The following is an 18,387-nucleotide window of genomic DNA, read 5'->3' on the forward strand; positions in this document are numbered from 1 at the left end:
CGCAGTCCAGCGGGAGCAAGCTCCCTCGCCACAACAAGCCTGCTCTTAAAGAGTATTGCGCTCAGTTCTGGATTTTGTGGTCCAGCGCTGCGTAGAAGTTGGCGCTTTGTTGCAGGTATTTCTGGGTGTAGGCGCTGGTGCTGGTTTTTTTGCTGCTGATCTCAACGCTGGCGCTGGCTGGCAACGCAACAGTGGCGGAAACAGCGGAAGCGGCGATGATCGAGAAGAGATTGAAGTTCATGTCGGTAACCCTTGTGTTCGGTTGGCTGAGTGGCCTGTGTTGGCCTTGGAACCAAACTTACGCCCGAGGGGTTAGCCTTAGAAATTCATTGAAACACTAGCCGCTATCAATACGATTAATACAAGAGGTCAGGCCCCGCTGTGCGGGGCCTGTGGCTTATTGTCGCGCCAGGAACTTGAGGTCGCTGGGGGCATCAATCGCCAGTTTCTGCGTGGTTTTGCCCAAAAGGCCGGTCTTGGGGTCGCGCTCCACGACCACAATCTGGTTGCTCTTCTGGTTGGCGATCAGCAGGAACTTGCCGCTTGGGTCGAGGGCGAACTCGCGGGGATGATCACCTTCCACTGAGCGGCGCTGGATCTCTTTCAACTGCGCGGTGGCCGGGTCGATGGCAAACACCAGCATCTGGTTGGCGGTGCCACGGTTGCTCACGTAGAGGAACTTGCCGTCGCTTGAGGTATGCAGCGCGGCGCCGGCCTTGTCGGAGACAGGTTGGCCATCTGCAAAGTTGACCAGTTGCTTCTGGGTCAGCTTACCGTCGTTGTAATCGAACACCGCCACTTGCGCGCTCATCTCGGTGGTCAGCCAGGCGTGCTTGCCGTCTGCGGTGAACAGCAAGTGCCGCGGGCCGCTGCCCGGTGGCAATTGCACAAACGCAGGGTCGGCCGGGGTCAGCGGCAGTTCATGGTTGGCCTTGGGGTCGTAGTGGTAGGCGAAGATCTTGTCTGCCCCCAGGTCCTGCACAAACACGTATTTGCCGTCTGGCGAAGACACCACCGAATGCACATGGTTGGACGCCTGGCGCTCAGGGTTGACCCGGCTGGCCGGGTGCCCGCTCAACTGCACCGGCGGCGACAGCTTGCCTTCAGCGTCTACCGGCAAAACCGCGAGGCTTCCGCCTGGATCTTCCAGCACAGAATAGTTGGCCACGAACAAGTAGCGCCCGTCGCCGGCCAGGCTGGAATAGGTCGGCTCATTGCCCAGGCTCTGCACCTGGTTGATCAGCGTCAACTGATGGTTTTTCGGGTCGATGCTGTAGCTGCTCACGCGCCCCACCGGGTCTTTTTGGCCCGGGCCGTTTTCATTCACCACAAACAGGTGCTTCTGGTCTTTGGACAGGGTCAGCCACGACGGGTTGGCCGCCTTGGCGGCGAGCACCGGCTGGCCGCTGAACTGCCCGGTGCGGCTGTCGAACTGCAAACGGTAGATGCCTTCACTGGAGCCAGCGGTGTAGCTGCCCACCAGCAATTCAAAGGTATCCACCGGCGCGGCCTGGACCGACATCGCGCCTACACTGCCGGCCATCAGCAGGGGCCAGAATTTACGCATCATCATCCGCTTCATCCTCGTCATTATTGTTGCCGGTGACGCCGCTCATGCAGACCAGGCGGTGTTCGCCCGAGTCACCGGTAAGGGTCCAGCTTTGCAGGGTTTGATCAAAGGTCGCTGCCTTGACCTGCTCCAGGCTGAAATTCCAGCGCTTCTCGGCGCGACCGTCCATGCAGCTGATCAGTAACTTCTGGTCATCCAGGCTGAAATCAAAGGTATGCAGGCCATCGATTTCGACCATCTGGCAGTCTTTAAACGCGTCGAGCAAGGTAGCGGTGTCGGCAGTCATAACCATCAATCATCAAGAGGAAAGACCTCATGATAGGTCAAATCGTTGCATCGGCCTAAGCCGCCATCAGAGGCGGCATTGCGATATCACCCGTGCGTACAGGCATTGGCCGGTTGATGGCAAATACCATCGTTCACATCCGGCCATAAATTCGCTCGGCGGTGACAGCGCCATGAACAGCGGCAGGAGCCCGCCGCGAAACAGTTGCCAACGTATTCCCCAAGAAACCCAAAGCCTGCTGACGTATTTTTTCCAGCACTTTCGCGGTGCACCCCGCGAGGGTTCCACATCAGTAAGGAGGCGTTTCCATGATTTCCAGCAGCAGAGCCCCACGTGCTTTCCAGACCGTCACCCGACCGCTTGAACCCGCCCCGCTGAACTCTGCTCCTTCCCCGGGGCCACCCCCTGCGCGTCCCCTGCCCCTGCCCCGCTCGCCGGCCCCGCCAGTGCCGACGCCCGCGCAGACGACGGCCCAAGGGGTGAACGTACGCTTTGCGACACGTCCCACGGTCCGGTCGGTGGTCTCGCAGGTACTGGATGAGGCGATCAAACAGCTATTGCCCACCCTGCAACTGGACCTGGCACACACCTCGCTGTCGCGAGCGGCCGCAGATACCTCGGCGCAACAACGGCCGACCCCACTGCTGGAAGTGGCCCTGCATCACCTAATTGACCGTGACGAACTGGATTTCAACGACGCGACCTTCGACCCGCCCTTGAGCGACCCGCAAAAGCAGGCCGTCGAACTGGCGATACGCAGCCTTCGCGAACTACTCAAGCCCGCATTCCAGCAAGCCCTCACCCGCTATTGGAGCGAGCCGGGCACGGGTGAAACCGGCAGCCGCTGGCTCGGACTCAGCAACACCCTCAGCAACACCTTGCGCACCGCAGCGCTGACTCAGCCGGGGCTTACCGACGCGCACCAGGACACCCTCGACCAGATCGTGACCTGGCCCGACAGCACCCAACGCCAGCGCGCCAAGGGTAAAGATGCCGCCAGCGTATTCGTGCTCGACTCCACCCTGACGCACTCCGGCAGTACCTCCACCATGCTCAGTCCGGACCTGCTGATTACCCGGCAAATCGATGGCCAGACCCGGGTGCTGCATGCAACTGCGGCGGGCGTCATCACGCCCTATGCTTCTCTGGAAGACTTCGGCAAGGCATGGGGCAAGCGACTGGAGCAGGCCTATGTGTTCGAGGCCTTGAGCTGGAAACGCCAGGAACCCCAGGGAAATGTGTTCGATACCCAGGCGGCACTATTGCTCAATTGGCAGTTGGAGAACCTAACGTCCATTGCAGTGCCCGGCAAGGGCACCCTCAACGAGCTGGAGCAGGCCTTTGCCCGGGCGAGCAATCCGGCCCCCTGGTTTACCGATGCCTATACTCCGCCAGTGGGCACGCTTGAGCAGATGCGCGAGAAACTCCCCACCTGGATGGGCCGGGCCACCCCGGCAGAACGCCTCGCCTACAGCACCCGCACGCTGGAGCTGGCAAGCAGTGTGCAACGCAACCAGGGGCGCACCTTCCTCACCGACATTCCCGACATCCGTGGATTTACCCGGCAACAACTGCAACCCTTGCTGCAGCCCCTGGGTTTGCAGGCCGACCAGGTACAGGTCACCTTCAAGGTGCCGGTGGGTGACTTGGGCAGCGGCTATATCGAACGGGTGCCCATGAGCCTGACCGACATGGCCTTGCGTAATCTCGCCGGGCTGCCCAAGGGCGAGATGGAGGTGCGCCACCACGGCCAACTGCTGCGCGACGCCGCCCTGCCACAACAGCTCAAGCAGATCATTACCCAGGTCGACATCGGTACAACGTACCCGGCCTTGCTTCAACGCCAGTTGCTCGATGACACGCCCACCGCCCGCGAGCGCAGCACCCTGTTCGCCGAACAAGTGCCCATCCAGTTGTCGATGCAAGCCCTGGAGCTCAAGCTCAAGGGCGCAGCCGGTATCAGTGCGCGTGGCTACCAGCACCTTGAAGCCGTGCTCAAACCCGGTGTCGGCGAGAAAACCGTCGATGGCCACCCTATCGTCATGCGGCCCCTGGCGTTTTTACGCAAGCCGGGGGCAACTCCCGATGTGGTCACCAACATGTTTGTGATTGAACCCCAAAACGCGGCCAACGGCCCGCACCTGCTCTACCGGCCCATGCTGGCGCCTGCGCTGCAGGAATTTGCCACCCGCCAGGCCCTGCTGGAGGCGGTGCAACAACCCGGCCCGCTGCAGCAAAGCATACTGGCCTGGCTACCCGACGACCGTACACGTGCGGTGTATGGCAATGGTGGTTTCAACATTCCGAATATTGCTCATTACTACCGCTCAAATGAGTTCGACGCCCCCGATACACCGGCGCCCACGGCACTGGCCACGGACGGCTATGCGCCAGCAAAGACCCTGGCCCGTGACCTGCACGACGGCCGGTTGATGGAGCATCTGTTCAACGCCAATGCCCGTAGCCTGGTTGACCTCGCGCAAGGGCAGTCAGTGTCCGACACGCAAAGCCGCTGGGCCTCCTACAAGGAGCTTGGCTGGCTGTTGTTCAACACCGTGCTCCCTGTTCTGCGGGGGCCGGGTGCGATGGCGGGCTGGCTGGTGCAGTTGGCCAATACCGAAGAGGACATCAAGAAGCTGACCAACCTGGATAACCAGGACGCCTCGGCGGCAACGGTCGACCTTCTGGTCAATGTCGCCTTGTTGTTGGCCCATGCCGATACGTCCGGTTCGACCACGCCCATGGAAAAATTCGAGGAGACGGCGCGCCCCGCAGGCCCGGCGCTACGCCAACCCAACGCTGAACCGGCGCCACCGCGTGCCATGGCCCGCCAAAGCCCGGCCCCGGACGCCCCTGGCGTGATTGGTAACCACAGCACCGCGCTGGATTTTTCCTTCTCCAGCCCACGGGCATTGACACCTGGGGAGCACGCGCAAATTGATTCGTTCAAAGTGCCCGCCCCGTCCGGTGTTGGAGCTGCGATTGCCGAAGGCCCGCAAAGGGGCCTGTACCGGGTCCATGAGAGGTTGTATGCGCAGGTTGATGGCCATTGGTTTCGCGCCGCCAGTGACCTGGATGGCGTGTTCATCATTGATGCAAACCACAAGGCACGTACCGGGCCGCCACTGATCCATGACGCGCAAGGCCATTGGAGTTTTGATACCCGGCCCAAATTGAGAGGCGGGGCCGGTAACGCCAAAAGTATCGCCGCCCGGCTGAAAAAGAATGCGCAGGTCGAGCGAGAGATGCAGGCCCAGCACAGTGCGCGCGCTGACGCTAACTTGCCGGTATTCGTCGCGCGCGATGCAATCAAGCATCAGACGCTCGAAATCAACACCGACTATCACAGCGCTCGCAAGAAACTCCATGAGCTCTGGACAGAGAACAACCTGGACGAGCAACGAGGGCAGCTCACCGAGCAAATTAAAACCCAACTAGAGGCCACCAATAAGCTGAAAGCTGACCTGGAGAAAAGCCTCATAAAGCTGGAGGAAGAAACCAACACCGCCTGCGCCGCCCTCCAGGAACAGGTCGAGACCCTGAACCCGAGAAAACTCGGCGGCTGGGACGACACCTCGGAAAACAAACGCCAGCGCTCCATTGACTATCAGGGCATGTTCACGATTTACCGCGATATCGAAAGCCTGCGCATCGGCCTGGTCAATGACAGTAATACCTTCGGCGTTGGCGGTGCCCCCATAGGACAAGTACTGCGCGACGCGGGGACGGGCAACAGGCTGGCCTATGACGAATTGCAGGAAACCTTGAAGCGTGGCTACCACGACCGTGAAAAGCTGTGTGAAGCGGCGCAAGCCACGCAGACCGCCCTCGAAAAATGGAAAAACGACTCCGCGTACGGCAACAAAAAAGCCGAGGAGCACCTGAAAACCCAGAAGGCCTGGCCCCCCGCCTTTACCGTTCTGAAGATGAGGCTGGGGGTGCTGTCACATCTCAAGGAACTCGCTCTTAACCGAATGAATCGCAGTACCGAACCCTCCGAGATGTTTTTTTTGCAGCGCTTCAAAGACAACGACCTCAAATCGGTCTCCAGCGCCTTTCTGGAACAGCAGCAATACAGCGGCTATACCCTGGCGGAGCGCAAGGCTACCTTGCAGACGGTGATCGACAAATACCAACGGTCCTTGAGCGATATGACCTCGCTGCACGAGGAAAACCCCGCATTCTTTCGCGATGAATACCGCCAGGCCCTTGCGGATCGCCTCAACGACGTCATCAACGATGCCCGGACGCAACTGGCCGAGGTGATGGGAGAGGAGCAATCGTTGAGCCCCGCCGTGGCGAAGCATGCCGAAAAACAGCGTAAACCGGCCAACCAACGGGTGTTCAACACCCGAGATAAAGAAACCTTGATTGGCAGCCTGCGGCGCCCCCAAGCCGGGGAATCGCACCCTATCATCGACGTACTTGACGCACAAACCGGGCGCCCCATTGCCAGTTACAGCGAACACCCCACAGAGGGTGAATGGGTAAAGATCGTCCCCGCTCAACCGGTACCCAGAGCCCCGGCTACGCCCTCCCCCAAACCCCTGGCATCCTACAGGTCAGACGGCCAACGGCTGATGGACGAAGGCGCCTCGATCGAGCGCTCGATTTTGTTCCAGAAAAAAAAGCTTGAGGACCCATTGCGCAGGGAAAGCCTCAACCCGCTGGACTGGAACGACATGCTCGAAGCCCAGGCCGAAAGGCTCGAACGCATGGCACAACGAACCGCCGCCGAACATGGCACCGACCCAGAGGCCACTGAACTGGTCAAGCAGTGGAACAGTGCCGTTGGCGAGATGCGCAAAAACGCCCGCCAGCATTGCGCCGACGGTTACATGGCATTGCCACCCAAACCCGCAAACGTCGATTTTCTATGGCAGCACGGGTTTGTCGACATAAACCTGTTACGCCGGGATATTGCGACCAAAAGCGGCGACGTGTTTACCGAGTATGCGGTGCGCAAAAAAGACCAGGGTGAGGTGCTGTGGTATGCCCACTTTCACTACCCGGCCAAAGGCTCGCCACGCAATCTCTATACGGCGGCCCATCTGAAAATCCCGTCCCAGCGCACCAAGACCCAGAAGGACTTGATTGCCGAAGCCGGCAACAACCGGGTGGTCGAGCAAATCACTCGGGCGCGTATTGGATCGCCACTCGATGAGAAGCTGTTTCTGAAACTCTGACGCCAAAAAAAGCCGCACACTGTGCGGCTTTGTTAAAGCGCAAGGCTTAGTGGGCGAACAACGAATTGCCCTTTTGCCCCGCCAGTTTCTCGGGCTTGATCAGGAAGCGCGCCAGCGCCGGCAACAGCCACAACGCGCCGAACATGTTCCACAGCAGCATGAAGGTCAGCATCAGGCCCATGTCGGCCTGGAACTTGATGGCCGAGAAGATCCAGGTGCACACGCCGATCGCCAGGCACAGGCCGGTGAACAGCACGGCTTTGCCGGTAGACTTGAGCGTCTGGTAGTAGGCTTCCTGCAACGGCAAACCGGCGCGCAGGAAACTCTCCAGGCGGCTGTAGATGTAAATGCCGTAGTCCACGCCAATCCCCACGCCCAGCGCCACCACCGGCAAGGTCGCGACCTTGACGCCGATGCCCATGAACGCCATCAGCGCGTTGCCCAGCACCGAGGTCAGCACCAGCGGCAGCACAATGCACAGGGTCGCTGCCCACGAGCGGAAGGTGATCATGCACATGGTGGCCACGCACAGGTACACCAGGATCAGGATGGTCAGCTCGGACTCCTTGATCACCTCGTTGGTGGCCGCTTCGATCCCGGCGTTACCCGCGGCGAGGATGAATTCCAGGCCGTCCCTGTTGTTTTCCCTGGCGAAGTCCTGCACTGCATGCACCGCACGGTCGAGGGTTTCGGCCTTGTGGTCATTGAGGAACACCAGCACCGGCGCCAGGGAGCAATTGTTGTTGTACAGGCCATCGGCGCGGGCGATGGAGTTGTTCAGCACATCCGGGTTGCGCGACAGGGTTTCCCATTTCAGGTTGCCCTCGTTCATGCCCTTGATCATCTGCTTGGACACGGTCACCAGCGAGATGGCCGACTGCACACCCTCGGTGTTCTGCATCTTCCACATCAACTGGTCGATGGGTGCCATGGCCTCATAACGCGAGCAGCCTTCGGGCGGGGTCTTGACCATCACCACCAGCACGTCGGAACTGGTGGAATAGTTGTTGATGATGAAGTTGTTGTCCTTGTTGTAGCGTGAGTCCGGGCGCAGCTCCGGCGCGCCCTGGTCGAGGTCGCCGATCTTCAGGTTCTGGCTGTACCACAGGCCGCCACCGAAGGCGACCAATGCCAGGGCAATCGACACCGGCGCGACTTTGGGGCTGGCGAACTTCGACAGCAGGCGCCAGAACGGGTGTTCGCGGTGCGCGTCCTTTTTGCTTTTGGCGATGGCGCGCTTGCTGATACCCACATAGGAGATCGCCACCGGCAGCAGGATCAGGTTGGTGAACACGATGACCGCTACACCCACCGAGGCGCCGATCGCCAGTTCGCGGATCACGCCGATATCGATGATCAGCAGGGTGATAAAACCGACCGCATCGGCGAGGATCGCGATCATTCCCGGCAGGAACAACTGGCGAAAGGTGCGCCGGGCGGCAGTCAGGGCGTTGTCGGCATCACTGGATTGCAGGGCGATCCCGTTGATCTTCTGCACGCCGTGGGAAATACCGATGGCGAAGATCAGGAACGGCACCAGCATCGAGTAGGGATCCAGCCCGAACCCCAGGGCATGCATCAGCCCCAGTTGCCAGATAACCGCCACCAGCGTGGTGCTCAACACCGCGATGGTGCTGCGCAGGCAGTTGGTGAACCACAGCAGCAGCACCAGGGTGATGACGAACGCGATGCCAAAGAACAGCACCACCATCACCAGGCCGTCGATCAGGTCGCCGACCTTCTTGGCAAAGCCGACGATGTGGATCTTGACGTTGGGGTTCTGTGCCTCGAACTTGTCGCGGATCTTGTCTTCGAGTTCATGGGAAAACTTGCGGTAATCCAGGGCCAGCAGCTTGCCCTGGTCTTGCGGGTCCGGGTAGGACTCCAGCAGCGGAATGTCGACGATGCTCGACTTGAAATCGTTGGCCACCAACCGCCCGACTTGCCCGGACTTGAGTACGTTGTTGCGCAACTGATCGAGGCTTTCCGGCGAGCCGTTGTAGCTCTGCGGGATCACTTCACCGCCGGCAAAGCCTTCTTCGGTAACTTCAGTCCAGCGTACGCTGGGGCTCCACAAGGACTTGAGCCCGGAGCGGTCAACGCCGGAAATGTAAAACACCTCGTCGTTGATCTGACGCAGGGTCTCCATGTACTCCTTGGTAAAGATGTCACCGTCCTTGGCTTCCACCGAGATGCGCACCGTGTTGCCCAGGTTCGCCAGGTCGTTGCGGTGCTCCATCATCTTTTCGATGAAGGGGTGCTTTAAGGGGATCATTTTTTCGAAACTGGTGGACGGGCGAATCAACGTCGCCTGCCAGAACAGGAAAATACTCACCACCAGGCAGATGATGATCACTGCCGGGCGGTTATTGAAAATCAGGCGCTCGAGAAACGTGGCCTTGTCGTTGTGATGACTGCTCATGGTGTCCCCGCCTTCTTATTGTTTTATCGGCTCGGCACCGGTCGGCGTTGCGACGCGTACGCCACCCTGCCCCACCAGAATCAAGTTGCCGTTGCCCGCCGCCGTGACCGCCGACAGCGAAATACGGTCCGGGCGATTGAATACGCTGAAGGTCAGCCCGTCGTCGTGGCTGACCACCACGCTGCCGCCGTTGCCCACCACCACGATGGAGCCGTCGTCCAGCAGGGTCGCCCCCGACAAGCCGAACTCCAGCGCGCCGCGGGTGGCGTTCAACTCGACCGGCTCCCAGGTGCTGCCAAAATCGGTGGAGCGAAACAGGTTGCCGCGCAGACCGTACGCCAACAGGGTTTGGGGCTGGGCGGTACCGATCACACCAAACAGCGAACCCTCGTAGGGGCCTTCGAGTTTTTCCCAGGTTTGGCCCTCGTCGTGGGAGCGGAACATGCTGCCCTGCTCGCCGACGATAAACAGCCCGGCGTCTTTCACCTCGGCGATGGCGTTGAGGTGGAACTGGTCTTCGTTGTCCAGACGGTCGCTGACGTCATCCCAGGTCTTGCCGCCGTCGGTGGTTTCGATCAGCGCACCGTAGGCGCCCACGGCAAAACCGTTGCTGGCGTCCTTGAACCAGACGTCGAGCAGCGGTGCTTCGCGTTTCAGGTCCTGGAATTGTTGGGCCCAGGTCTCGCCGCCATCGGTGGTGGCGAGGATCTGTGCGTCATGGCCCACCGCCCAGCCGTGTTTGTCATCGGCGAAAAACACCGCCGTCAGCAGTTGCCGGGTGGGGACTTTGGCTTGAGTCCAGGTGGCGCCCTGGTCGTCGGAATAGAGGATGTGCCCGCGATCACCGACCGTGACCAGGCGCTTGCCTGCGTGCACCACGTCGATCATCAGGCTTTTGGCGGCCTTGGGGGAATCAATGGCAAACACCGCTGCGCCGGTGGTTTCAGTGGCGGCGTGGGCAGGTGTCGACAACGCGACAACGCCCAGCAACGAGAGCGCTGTGGCCAGCAATGCGACCCTGCGCGTGGCCTTCGGGCGGTAAAACACCACACCCATGACAGGCTCACTCATAGACCTTTCTCCCATTTATTATTGTTAGGTCGTCTTGCCGTGCGGAGCCCTGAAACCTGCAATCTAGAGCGCCTTGGGCAAGCTGGGCCATCCTAGCGGGCTTTGGAATCGTCTGACAATCGGCGCTACGTTATGTTTTGTTAACTGGAGGGGTTTGGGCCGGTGCTGAATGTAGTGCTATCAGCAGCGGTGATCCGTGGAGGGGGCCGTTGTGGTGAGGGAGCTTGCTCCCGCTGGAGTGCGCAGCGCTCCCACGCTTTTTGGGGGCCGCTGCGCAGCCCAGCGGGAGCAAGCTCCCTCGCCACGGGTGAGGTGTGAGGTTTGGGAATGAATATTTATTCTATGTGTTGAGTTTTGGGAATTTTTATTCCATAAATAGGCTTCTCAAAATAATAATTTGAAGGAACCCGGCTATGCGCGAACTCGGAATCGGCCTGATTGGCACAGGCTTTATGGGGCGTGCCCACGCTCTGGCCTTTAATAACGCGCGGGCGGTGTTTGAGCTGCCGGTGAAGCTCACACTGGCCGCCCTGGCCGATGCCGATACCGAGCGCGCTACGCGCTGCGCCAATGACTGGGGATTTGCCAGGGCCCATGGCGACTGGCAGCAGTTGATCGACGATCCCAAGGTCGATGTCGTCGCCATCACCACGCCGAATCATTTGCATTACCCCATGGCCATGGCGGCGCTGGCGGCGGGCAAGGCGGTGTACTGCGAGAAGCCGCTGGCGGTCAGCCTGGAGCAGGCGGCAGCCATGCGCGAGGCGGCCAGCAAGGCCGGGGTGGTGACGCGGGTGGGTTACAACTATCAGCACAACCCGATGATTGGCCTGGCCCGGCAGTTGATCGCCAGCGGCGAGTTGGGGGAGATCATCAGTTTTCAGGGCGAGTTCAGCGAGGATTTCATGGCGGATGCGGCGTCGCCCTGGTCGTGGCGCTGTGAGGTCGGGCATGCCGGCGGTGCATTGGCGGACTTGGGCAGCCATTTGCTGTCGATGGCGCGGTATTTGGTGGGGGATGTGCTGAGTGTGTGTGCCGATACACAGACGGTGCACGCGCAGCGGCCCGGCACTGCCGGGAGTGAGACGCTGCGGGAGATTGCAGTGGATGATCAGGTGCATGCGTTGCTGCGCTTTGCCAATGGTGCGCGGGGGACGGTGAGCAGTAGTTGGCTCAAGCATGGGTATAAGAATCACCTGAGTTTTGAGATCAGTGGCACCCAGGGCACGTTGTTGTTTGATCAGGAGCGGTTGAATGAACTGCAGTTGTTTCGGGTTGGGCAGGATGGGTTTCAGCGCTTGCTGGCGGGGCCTTCGTTGCCGGGGTATGCGGCGTTCAGCCCGGCGCCGGGGCATCAGTTGGGGTACAACGAGTTGAAGACGCTGGAGGTGCATGAGCTGCTGATGGCGTTGGCTGGCAAGGGTGGCGATGGGACGGATTTTGCGGCGGCGTGGGAGGTTGAGCGGTTGGCGACGGCGATTCGGGTGGCGGCCAAGGAGGAGCGGTGGGTCAGGCTGAGTGAGGTTTGAAGGATAGAGGAGATTCAAATGTGGGAGCCGGGCTTGCCCGCGATAGCGGTGTGTCAGTCACCCTATCAGGTGACTGGTACACCGCTATCGCAGGCAAGCCAGCTCCCACAGAAGCCAGCTTCTACAGTAGCCAGCTCCCCACGTTAGATTTTCATTGTGCTTGGGATTTGCGCATCAGGCGGTAGGCGGCCGGGATGACGAAGAGTGAGAGCAGCGGCGCTGTGAGCATGCCGCCAATCATGGGCGCGGCAATCCGGCTCATGACTTCGCTGCCGGTGCCGCCGCCCAACAGGATCGGCAGCAAGCCGGCGATGATCACGGCCACGGTCATCGCCTTGGGGCGCACGCGCAGTACGGCACCTTCGATGATGGCTTGCAGCAACGCCCGGTCCCCTCCTCCTTGGCGTTCAGCCCAGGCGTTTTTCAGGTACAGCAGCATGATCACGCCGAACTCGGCCGACACACCCGCCAATGCGATAAACCCGACGCCGGTCGCCACCGACAGGTTGAAGCCCAGCCAGTACAACAACCAGACCCCACCGGTCAGCGCAAACGGCAATGTGGCGAGGATCAGCAGCGCCTCATCCACCCGGCGGAATGTCAGGTACAGCAATACGAAGATGATCAGCAAGGTCGCCGGCACCACCAGTTTCAGGCGTTCATTGGCCCGCTCCAGGAACTCGAACTGCCCCGAATAGCTGAGGCTCATGCCCGGCTGCAACTGCACTTGCTGGTTGATCGCCTCACGCAGGTCCTTCACCACCGACGCCAAATCACGGTCGCGCACGTCGATGTACACCCAGCCGGAAGGCCGGGCGTTTTCGCTCTTGAGCATCGGCGGGCCTTCGGTGACCTTTATGTTGGCCACCGTGCCCAGCGTGATCTGGCTGCCCGACGGGGTGTAAATCGGCAGGTTGCTCAAGGTACTCACCGAGTCGCGCCATTCTTTCGGGTAACGCAGGTTGATGGGAAACCGTGCCAGGCCTTCGACGGTCTCGCCGATGTTTTCACCGCCAATCGCCCCGGAGACGATGGACTGCACATCGGCGATGTTCAGGCCATAACGCGCAGCCGCCGGGCGATCAATATCCACGTCGATGTAACGCCCGCCGGTCAGGCGTTCAGCCAGGGCCGAACTGACGCCGGGCACCGTCTTGGCGACTTTTTCCACGGCCTGTGTCACCGCGTCGATCTGCATCAGGCTGGTGCCCGCGACCTTCACGCCAATCGGGCTTTTGACCCCGGTGGCGAGCATGTCGATGCGGTTGCGGATCGGCGGGATCCAGATGTTCGTCAGCCCTGGCACCTGCACCACACGGTCGAGTTCCTTCACCAGTTTTTCCGGGGTCATGCCGGGGCGCCATTGGTCCCGCGGCTTGAACTCGATGGTGGTTTCGAACATTTCCAGCGGCGCCGGATCGGTGGCGGTTTCTGCACGGCCAGCCTTGCCAAACACATGGGCAACTTCCGGCACACTCTTGATCAAGCGGTCGGTACGTTGCAGCAACGCGCCCGCGGTTTGCGTCGACAGCCCCGGCAGCGCCGACGGCATGTACAGCAGGTCGCCCTCATCCAGCGGCGGCAGGAATTCACCGCCCAGCTGCGACATCGGCCACAGCGCACTGGCGACCATCAACAGCGCCACCAGCAAGGTCATGCGCGGCCAGCGCAATACGGCTTCCAGGGCCGGTTGATAGAGTTTGATCAGGCCACGATTCAGCGGGTTGCGTTGCTCGTCGGGGATGCGCCCGCGAATCCAGTAACCCATCAGCACCGGGATCAAGGTCACCGACAACCCTGCCGCTGCGGCCATGGCGTAGGTCTTGGTGTAGGCCAGCGGGCCGAATAACCGGCCTTCCTGGGCTTGCAGGGTGAACACCGGGATAAACGACAAGGTGATGATCAGCAGGCAGAAAAACAGCGCAGGTCCCACCTCCACCGCTGCGTCGGTGATGACCTTCCAATGTTCATCGCCCTTCAGCTCGCGGTTCGGATGCGCGTGGTGCCAGGCCTCGATTTTCTTGTGGGCATTCTCGATCATCACCACTGCGCCATCGACCATTGCACCGATAGCGATTGCAATCCCGCCCAGGGACATGATGTTGGCATTGATGCCCTGGAAACGCATGACGATAAAGGCGATCAACACTCCCACCGGCAACGAGATGATCGCCACCAGCGAGGAGCGCAGGTGCCAGAGGAAAATCCCGCACACCAAGGCCACCACCAGGAACTCTTCCAGCAACTTGTGGCTGAGGTTGTCCACGGCGCGGTCGATGAGTTTGCTGCGATCGTAGGTGGTGACGATTTCCACGCCGGGCGGCAAGCTGGTTTTCAGTTGCTCCAGCTTGCTCTTGACCGCCGCAATGGCCTCGCGGGCATTCTTGCCGCTGCGCAGGATCACCACGCCGCCCACCGCTTCACCTTCGCCGTCCAGCTCACTGATGCCCCGGCGCATGTCCGGGCCCAACTGGATCGTCGCCACATCCCCCAGGGTCACCGGCACGTTGTTGGTGGCGAGCCGCAGGGGGATGCCGCGAAAGTCCTCCAGGGTTTTCAGGTAACCGGAGGCGCGCACCATGTATTCCGACTCGCCCATGTTCAGCACCGAGCCACCGGTTTCCTGGTTGGCCTTGCCGATGGCTTCCACCACCTGGGCCTGGGTGATGCCGCGACTGGCCAGCGCCAGCGGATCGATCTGCACCTGGTACTGCTTGACCTGGCCGCCGATGGTCGCCACTTCGGCGACGTTGGGCAGGGTCTTGAGTTCGAACTTGAGGAACCAGTCCTGCAACGAGCGCAGCTGCGCCAGGTCATGTTTGCCGGTGCGGTCCACCAGGGCGTACTGGTAGATCCAGCCGACACCCGTGGCGTCCGGGCCCAGCGCCGGTTTGGCGGATGCGGGCAAACGCGCCTGCAACTGGCTCAGGTATTCCAGCACCCGCGAGCGCGCCCAATACAGGTCGGTGCCTTCGTCAAACAGCACGTAGACGTAGCTGTCGCCAAAGAACGAAAAGCCGCGCACGGTCTTCGCCCCCGGCACCGAGAGCATGGTGGTGGTCATCGGGTAAGTGACCTGGTTCTCGACAATCTGCGGCGCCTGGCCCGGGTAGGGCGTGCGGATGATCACCTGCACGTCCGACAGGTCCGGCAAGGCATCCACCGGGGTGTTTTGTACCGACCACAGGCCCCAGGCGGTGACAAACAGCGTGGCCAGCAGCACCAGAAAACGGTTGGCCACCGACCAGCGAATCAACAGGGCGATCATGGCCGGGCTCCCGGTTGCATGCTCATACCGTCCCTGGACCCCTCATTTGAAAAACCATCGGACGATTGAGCGGTAATTCCCTTCAAACTTGCTTCAGAGTCCAGCAGGAATTGACCCGAGGCGACCACCTGCTGGCCTTCCTGCAAGCCTGCAACGATTACCGTCTGGTCCTGGTTTTCGGCACCGGCCTGAACTTCTACCGGGCGATAACGCCCGCCCTCCTCGGCCACCATCACCAGCACGCGTTTGCCGGTGCGAATCAATGCCTCGCTTGGCAGCAACAGCACCGACTGCCCGGTGGCTTGCGCCAGATGCACCTGCGCGGTCATGCCGGGCCGCAACATGCCGTCCGGGTTGGGCAGCTCGACGCGAACCTGCACCGTGCGGCTGTCCATGGCGGTGGCCGGCAGAATCGCGGCGACGGTGCCTTTGACGACGCGCCCCGGCAACCCGACAAAACGGCTCTCGACGGATTGCCCAACGGCCAATGCGCCACTCTGGGCTTCAGGTACGGCGACTTGCAGCCACACGGTGGCAAGGCCATTGATGCGCGCCAGGGTTTGGCCCGCCGCAACGGTCATGCCCTCACGCACCTCCAGTGTTTGCAACGCGCCACCCAGCGGGCTGGTGATGGTCATCACCGATTGCACCCGGCCGCTGCGTTCCATCTGCGTGATCAGCCCGGCGGGCATGCCACTCAGGCGCAAGCGCTGGCGAGCGGCGGCCAACAGGCCGGGGTCGCTGTGGCGCAAGGCAAGGAACTCTTCCTGGGCGCCCGCCCATTCCGGCACCAGAATGTCAGCCAGCGGCGCCTGGGCCTTGAGCACATCACCCGACGCACGCGCGTAAACCCGCTCTACAAACCCGACAGCGCGGGCCTGCACCACCGCCACCTCACGGTCGTTGAACGCCAGGACTCCCGACAACTCAAGACTCGACGCCAACACCCCCCGGCTGACACTGGCCAGGCGCACACCGATGTTCTGGGTCAGGCTCGAATCGATATGAATCGCCGCCCGTTCCTCGTCGCCACCGCCATAACGCGGCACCAACTGCATGTCCATAAACGGCGACTTGCCCGGCTTGTCGAACTTCTGCTGCGGGTACATCGGGTCGTACCAGTACAGCGCCTTTTTCTCGTCCGACGCCTGCATCGCCCCGGCCATGGACGGTTGCGCTGCGCGCATCTGCGCCAGCCAATAGCCGCCACCCAGTCCCAGGAGTAATACCCCGCCCAGCAGGGCTACGTTCACGATTCGGTTATTCATTGGCAGATTCCCCGTAAGCGAAATACAGCTGGGCGCCGATCAGGGCGCGCTGCTCAATGGCATCAATCTGTTTGAAGCGCGCCTCGACCAGCTCGCGGCGGGTGCTGACCACGTTCATCAGGTCGCCCTTGCCCGCGCGATAACCCGCCAAGCTCAGGGAAACCTTCTCCTCCGCCAACGGCACCAGGCTGTCCTGGCTGCGCTGCACGGCGCGGTCCAGGCGCTGATAATTGGCCAGGTCGTCTTCGAGTTCCTGGGTGTGTTCACGGGTCTTCGCTTCGCGTTCGGCATCCAGTTGGTCGAGCTCGGCCTGCTTGGCCGCGATGCCGGGGTTCTGTCGGCGACCGGGAAAAATCGGCAAGTCGAAGGTCAGTTGCAGGCTGACCATGTCGCCGTACTCACGGCCACGGTGCTGATAGTCCACCTCCCAACTCCAGTCCGAGGTCTTTTGCGCCTTGGCCTCGTTCAGTCGAGCTTCGGCCTCGCGGGTGCGCGGCACAAAGGCTTGCAGAACCGGATGCTGGTGCAGGTTGTGGGTGAAGCCGGTGGTGTCGACTTTCCAGTTCGGCAACTGCCCGCTGGGGGCTTCACTGGCGGCCGGGCCGATCCAGCGCTTGAGCGCGGCGCGGGCTTGGGCACGTTGCTGAGTCAGCTCGTCCTCGCGCTCGGCAAGGTCGGCGGCTTCCTGCCGGGGGATCACCGCGTCGGAAGGCTGGCCACGACCGCCGGCCAACTGCGCACGCACGGTGTCTTGCAGCAGGCGATTGTGTTGATAGAAGTCCTGGAACAGTGCCACTTTGCGTTCCACCGAATAGGCGCGAATCCACGCCTGGGCGGTGGCCTGCCGTACGTTCAAGCGTTCGATCCGGCCTTCGGCGGCAGCCGTATCCACCGTGGCCGAAGCCAACTCGACCCGCGCCTTGCGCTTGTCGCGACTGGGTACTTGTTGCTGGATGCCGATCATTTGCTCGGTCATGTCATCACCATACAACGTGCCGCGATTGGGCCCGCCAATGGGGAAATTCTGCAGGCCGACTACCAGTTTCGGGTCGGGCAGTTCACCCGCCGGAATCGCCGCCTGGGTCGCAGCCTGCAATTTGGAAGATTCAGCCGTCAGCGACGGCGCGTTGTTTTGCGCCAGGCGCAAGGCTTCGTCCAGGGTCAGCGCAGACGCCAGTGTCGGCCACGCCAGCACGCCCACCACCAGGGCACGCACGCATAGGGAATTCATTTTGAAGTTTCCTGTTCTGTTGCGCTGCGCACCGCTTTACGCGGCCCACAGCAAGGCCATCCCGGGTCAGGGACGAGTCTTCAGGTGCAACAGGATTCAGGTACGCGGCGGACGCCAGACGCCGGAAGGCGTGCGGTCGGGGATGAAATCAGAACCGAGGCTTGCCACCACGGGGTTGGAGACAGCAACAGGTGACTTGAGCACTGGCATCGACAGCTGCAACATGCCGCCGGTCTTGCATTCCTGCCCTGGCTTGCAGCTCTTGCCGTGGTCGGCGTGGCCGGCACCGTCCGCGCAACAGTCGGGGGACATGTCGCCCATCATCTGCATGTCGGACATCTGCATCGGGCACGGTTCGGTGCTTGAGGCCACACCCGCCATCCCGGTCAGGGGAAGCGTGAGGCTCAACAGCAGGACCAGGAAAAAACGCAGATAGCGGCTCATGGGGCGAGAGTCTAGACAAAAGGCGGTTAAGCAACAATTAACAAAAACCGGAGATTTGGCTTCCAGGCGCAGCAACAAAAAACCGCACCTGCTGGAGCAGGCGCGGCTTGGG

Annotated in this window: 11 protein-coding genes; 2 read left to right on the forward strand and 9 right to left on the reverse strand. The window is 61.4% G+C overall.

The window, feature by feature from the left end:
• Positions 1–61: 61 nt before the first annotated feature.
• The 3 genes from RGV33_RS20290 to RGV33_RS20300 all read right to left on the reverse strand — a co-directional run bounded on the left by RGV33_RS20290 (position 62) and on the right by RGV33_RS20300 (position 1,856).
• Positions 62–241 carry a hypothetical protein gene (locus tag RGV33_RS20290; RefSeq protein ID WP_003211212.1) on the reverse strand — a complete coding sequence of 60 codons (180 nt, stop codon included), beginning with the start codon at positions 239–241 and terminating at the stop codon, positions 62–64.
• 156 nt (positions 242–397) lie between these two features.
• A complete protein-coding gene (locus RGV33_RS20295) occupies positions 398–1,573 on the reverse strand; it encodes a lactonase family protein (RefSeq protein WP_322145826.1) in 1,176 nt (391 codons plus the stop codon).
• Positions 1,560–1,856, reverse strand: coding sequence for a DUF5629 family protein (locus tag RGV33_RS20300; protein ID WP_322145827.1), 297 nt, complete (start codon positions 1,854–1,856; stop codon positions 1,560–1,562). Before RGV33_RS20300 ends, RGV33_RS20295 begins: the two co-directional genes overlap by 14 nt.
• 479 nt (positions 1,857–2,335) lie before the next feature.
• Between RGV33_RS20300 and RGV33_RS20305 the strand changes: the two genes are divergently transcribed.
• Positions 2,336–7,042 (forward strand): dermonecrotic toxin domain-containing protein, encoded by a 4,707-nt coding sequence (locus tag RGV33_RS20305; RefSeq protein ID WP_322145828.1) that lies wholly within the window; start codon positions 2,336–2,338, stop codon positions 7,040–7,042.
• A 46-nt stretch (positions 7,043–7,088) separates the two neighbouring features.
• On the opposite strand, the gene RGV33_RS20310 is transcribed toward RGV33_RS20305, so the two are convergent.
• Both RGV33_RS20310 and RGV33_RS20315 read right to left on the reverse strand, forming a co-directional pair.
• A complete protein-coding gene (locus tag RGV33_RS20310; RefSeq protein WP_322145829.1) occupies positions 7,089–9,464 on the reverse strand; it encodes an RND family transporter in 2,376 nt (791 codons plus the stop codon).
• A gap of 15 nt (positions 9,465–9,479) precedes the next feature.
• The gene (locus tag RGV33_RS20315; RefSeq protein ID WP_322148710.1) at positions 9,480–10,520 is read right to left on the reverse strand and encodes a WD40/YVTN/BNR-like repeat-containing protein; all 1,041 of its coding nucleotides are present in this window, start codon (positions 10,518–10,520) and stop codon (positions 9,480–9,482) included.
• 428 nt (positions 10,521–10,948) lie between these two features.
• On the opposite strand from RGV33_RS20315, the gene RGV33_RS20320 reads away from it, so the two are divergent.
• Positions 10,949–12,064, forward strand: coding sequence for a Gfo/Idh/MocA family oxidoreductase (locus tag RGV33_RS20320; protein ID WP_322145830.1), 1,116 nt, complete (start codon positions 10,949–10,951; stop codon positions 12,062–12,064).
• A 151-nt stretch (positions 12,065–12,215) separates the two neighbouring features.
• Here RGV33_RS20320 and RGV33_RS20325 read toward each other — a convergent pair whose 3' ends face one another.
• The 4 genes from RGV33_RS20325 to RGV33_RS20340 all read right to left on the reverse strand — a co-directional run bounded on the left by RGV33_RS20325 (position 12,216) and on the right by RGV33_RS20340 (position 18,275).
• Complete coding sequence (locus RGV33_RS20325) at positions 12,216–15,332, reverse strand: efflux RND transporter permease subunit (protein WP_322145831.1); 3,117 nt, start codon at positions 15,330–15,332, stop codon at positions 12,216–12,218.
• On the reverse strand, positions 15,329–16,600 hold the full coding sequence (locus RGV33_RS20330) for an efflux RND transporter periplasmic adaptor subunit (protein ID WP_322145832.1): 1,272 nt from the start codon (positions 16,598–16,600) through the stop codon (positions 15,329–15,331). Before RGV33_RS20330 ends, RGV33_RS20325 begins: the two co-directional genes overlap by 4 nt.
• Positions 16,593–17,831, reverse strand: coding sequence for a TolC family protein (locus tag RGV33_RS20335; RefSeq protein WP_322145833.1), 1,239 nt, complete (start codon positions 17,829–17,831; stop codon positions 16,593–16,595). The genes RGV33_RS20330 and RGV33_RS20335 overlap by 8 nt, the downstream gene beginning before the upstream one ends.
• Positions 17,832–17,927: 96 nt before the next feature.
• Positions 17,928–18,275 carry a hypothetical protein gene (locus RGV33_RS20340; RefSeq protein ID WP_322145834.1) on the reverse strand — a complete coding sequence of 116 codons (348 nt, stop codon included), beginning with the start codon at positions 18,273–18,275 and terminating at the stop codon, positions 17,928–17,930.
• Positions 18,276–18,387 lie beyond the last annotated feature (112 nt).

This window comes from Pseudomonas sp. Bout1, assembly GCF_034314165.1.
GTDB lineage: Bacteria > Pseudomonadota > Gammaproteobacteria > Pseudomonadales > Pseudomonadaceae > Aquipseudomonas.

What these genes read in the sequence shown, in the direction of transcription:
- RGV33_RS20290 (WP_003211212.1), bottom strand. Translation starts at nt 241, where the DNA reads ATGAACTTCAATCTCTTCTCGATCATCGCCGCTTCCGCTGTTTCCGCC.
- RGV33_RS20295 (WP_322145826.1), bottom strand. Translation starts at nt 1,573, where the DNA reads ATGATGATGCGTAAATTCTGGCCCCTGCTGATGGCCGGCAGTGTAGGC.
- RGV33_RS20300 (WP_322145827.1), bottom strand. Translation starts at nt 1,856, where the DNA reads ATGACTGCCGACACCGCTACCTTGCTCGACGCGTTTAAAGACTGCCAG.
- RGV33_RS20310 (WP_322145829.1), bottom strand. Translation starts at nt 9,464, where the DNA reads ATGAGCAGTCATCACAACGACAAGGCCACGTTTCTCGAGCGCCTGATT.
- RGV33_RS20315 (WP_322148710.1), bottom strand. Translation starts at nt 10,520, where the DNA reads ATGGGTGTGGTGTTTTACCGCCCGAAGGCCACGCGCAGGGTCGCATTG.
- RGV33_RS20320 (WP_322145830.1), top strand. Translation starts at nt 10,949, where the DNA reads ATGCGCGAACTCGGAATCGGCCTGATTGGCACAGGCTTTATGGGGCGT.
- RGV33_RS20325 (WP_322145831.1), bottom strand. Translation starts at nt 15,332, where the DNA reads ATGATCGCCCTGTTGATTCGCTGGTCGGTGGCCAACCGTTTTCTGGTG.
- RGV33_RS20330 (WP_322145832.1), bottom strand. Translation starts at nt 16,600, where the DNA reads ATGAATAACCGAATCGTGAACGTAGCCCTGCTGGGCGGGGTATTACTC.
- RGV33_RS20335 (WP_322145833.1), bottom strand. Translation starts at nt 17,831, where the DNA reads ATGAATTCCCTATGCGTGCGTGCCCTGGTGGTGGGCGTGCTGGCGTGG.
- RGV33_RS20340 (WP_322145834.1), bottom strand. Translation starts at nt 18,275, where the DNA reads ATGAGCCGCTATCTGCGTTTTTTCCTGGTCCTGCTGTTGAGCCTCACG.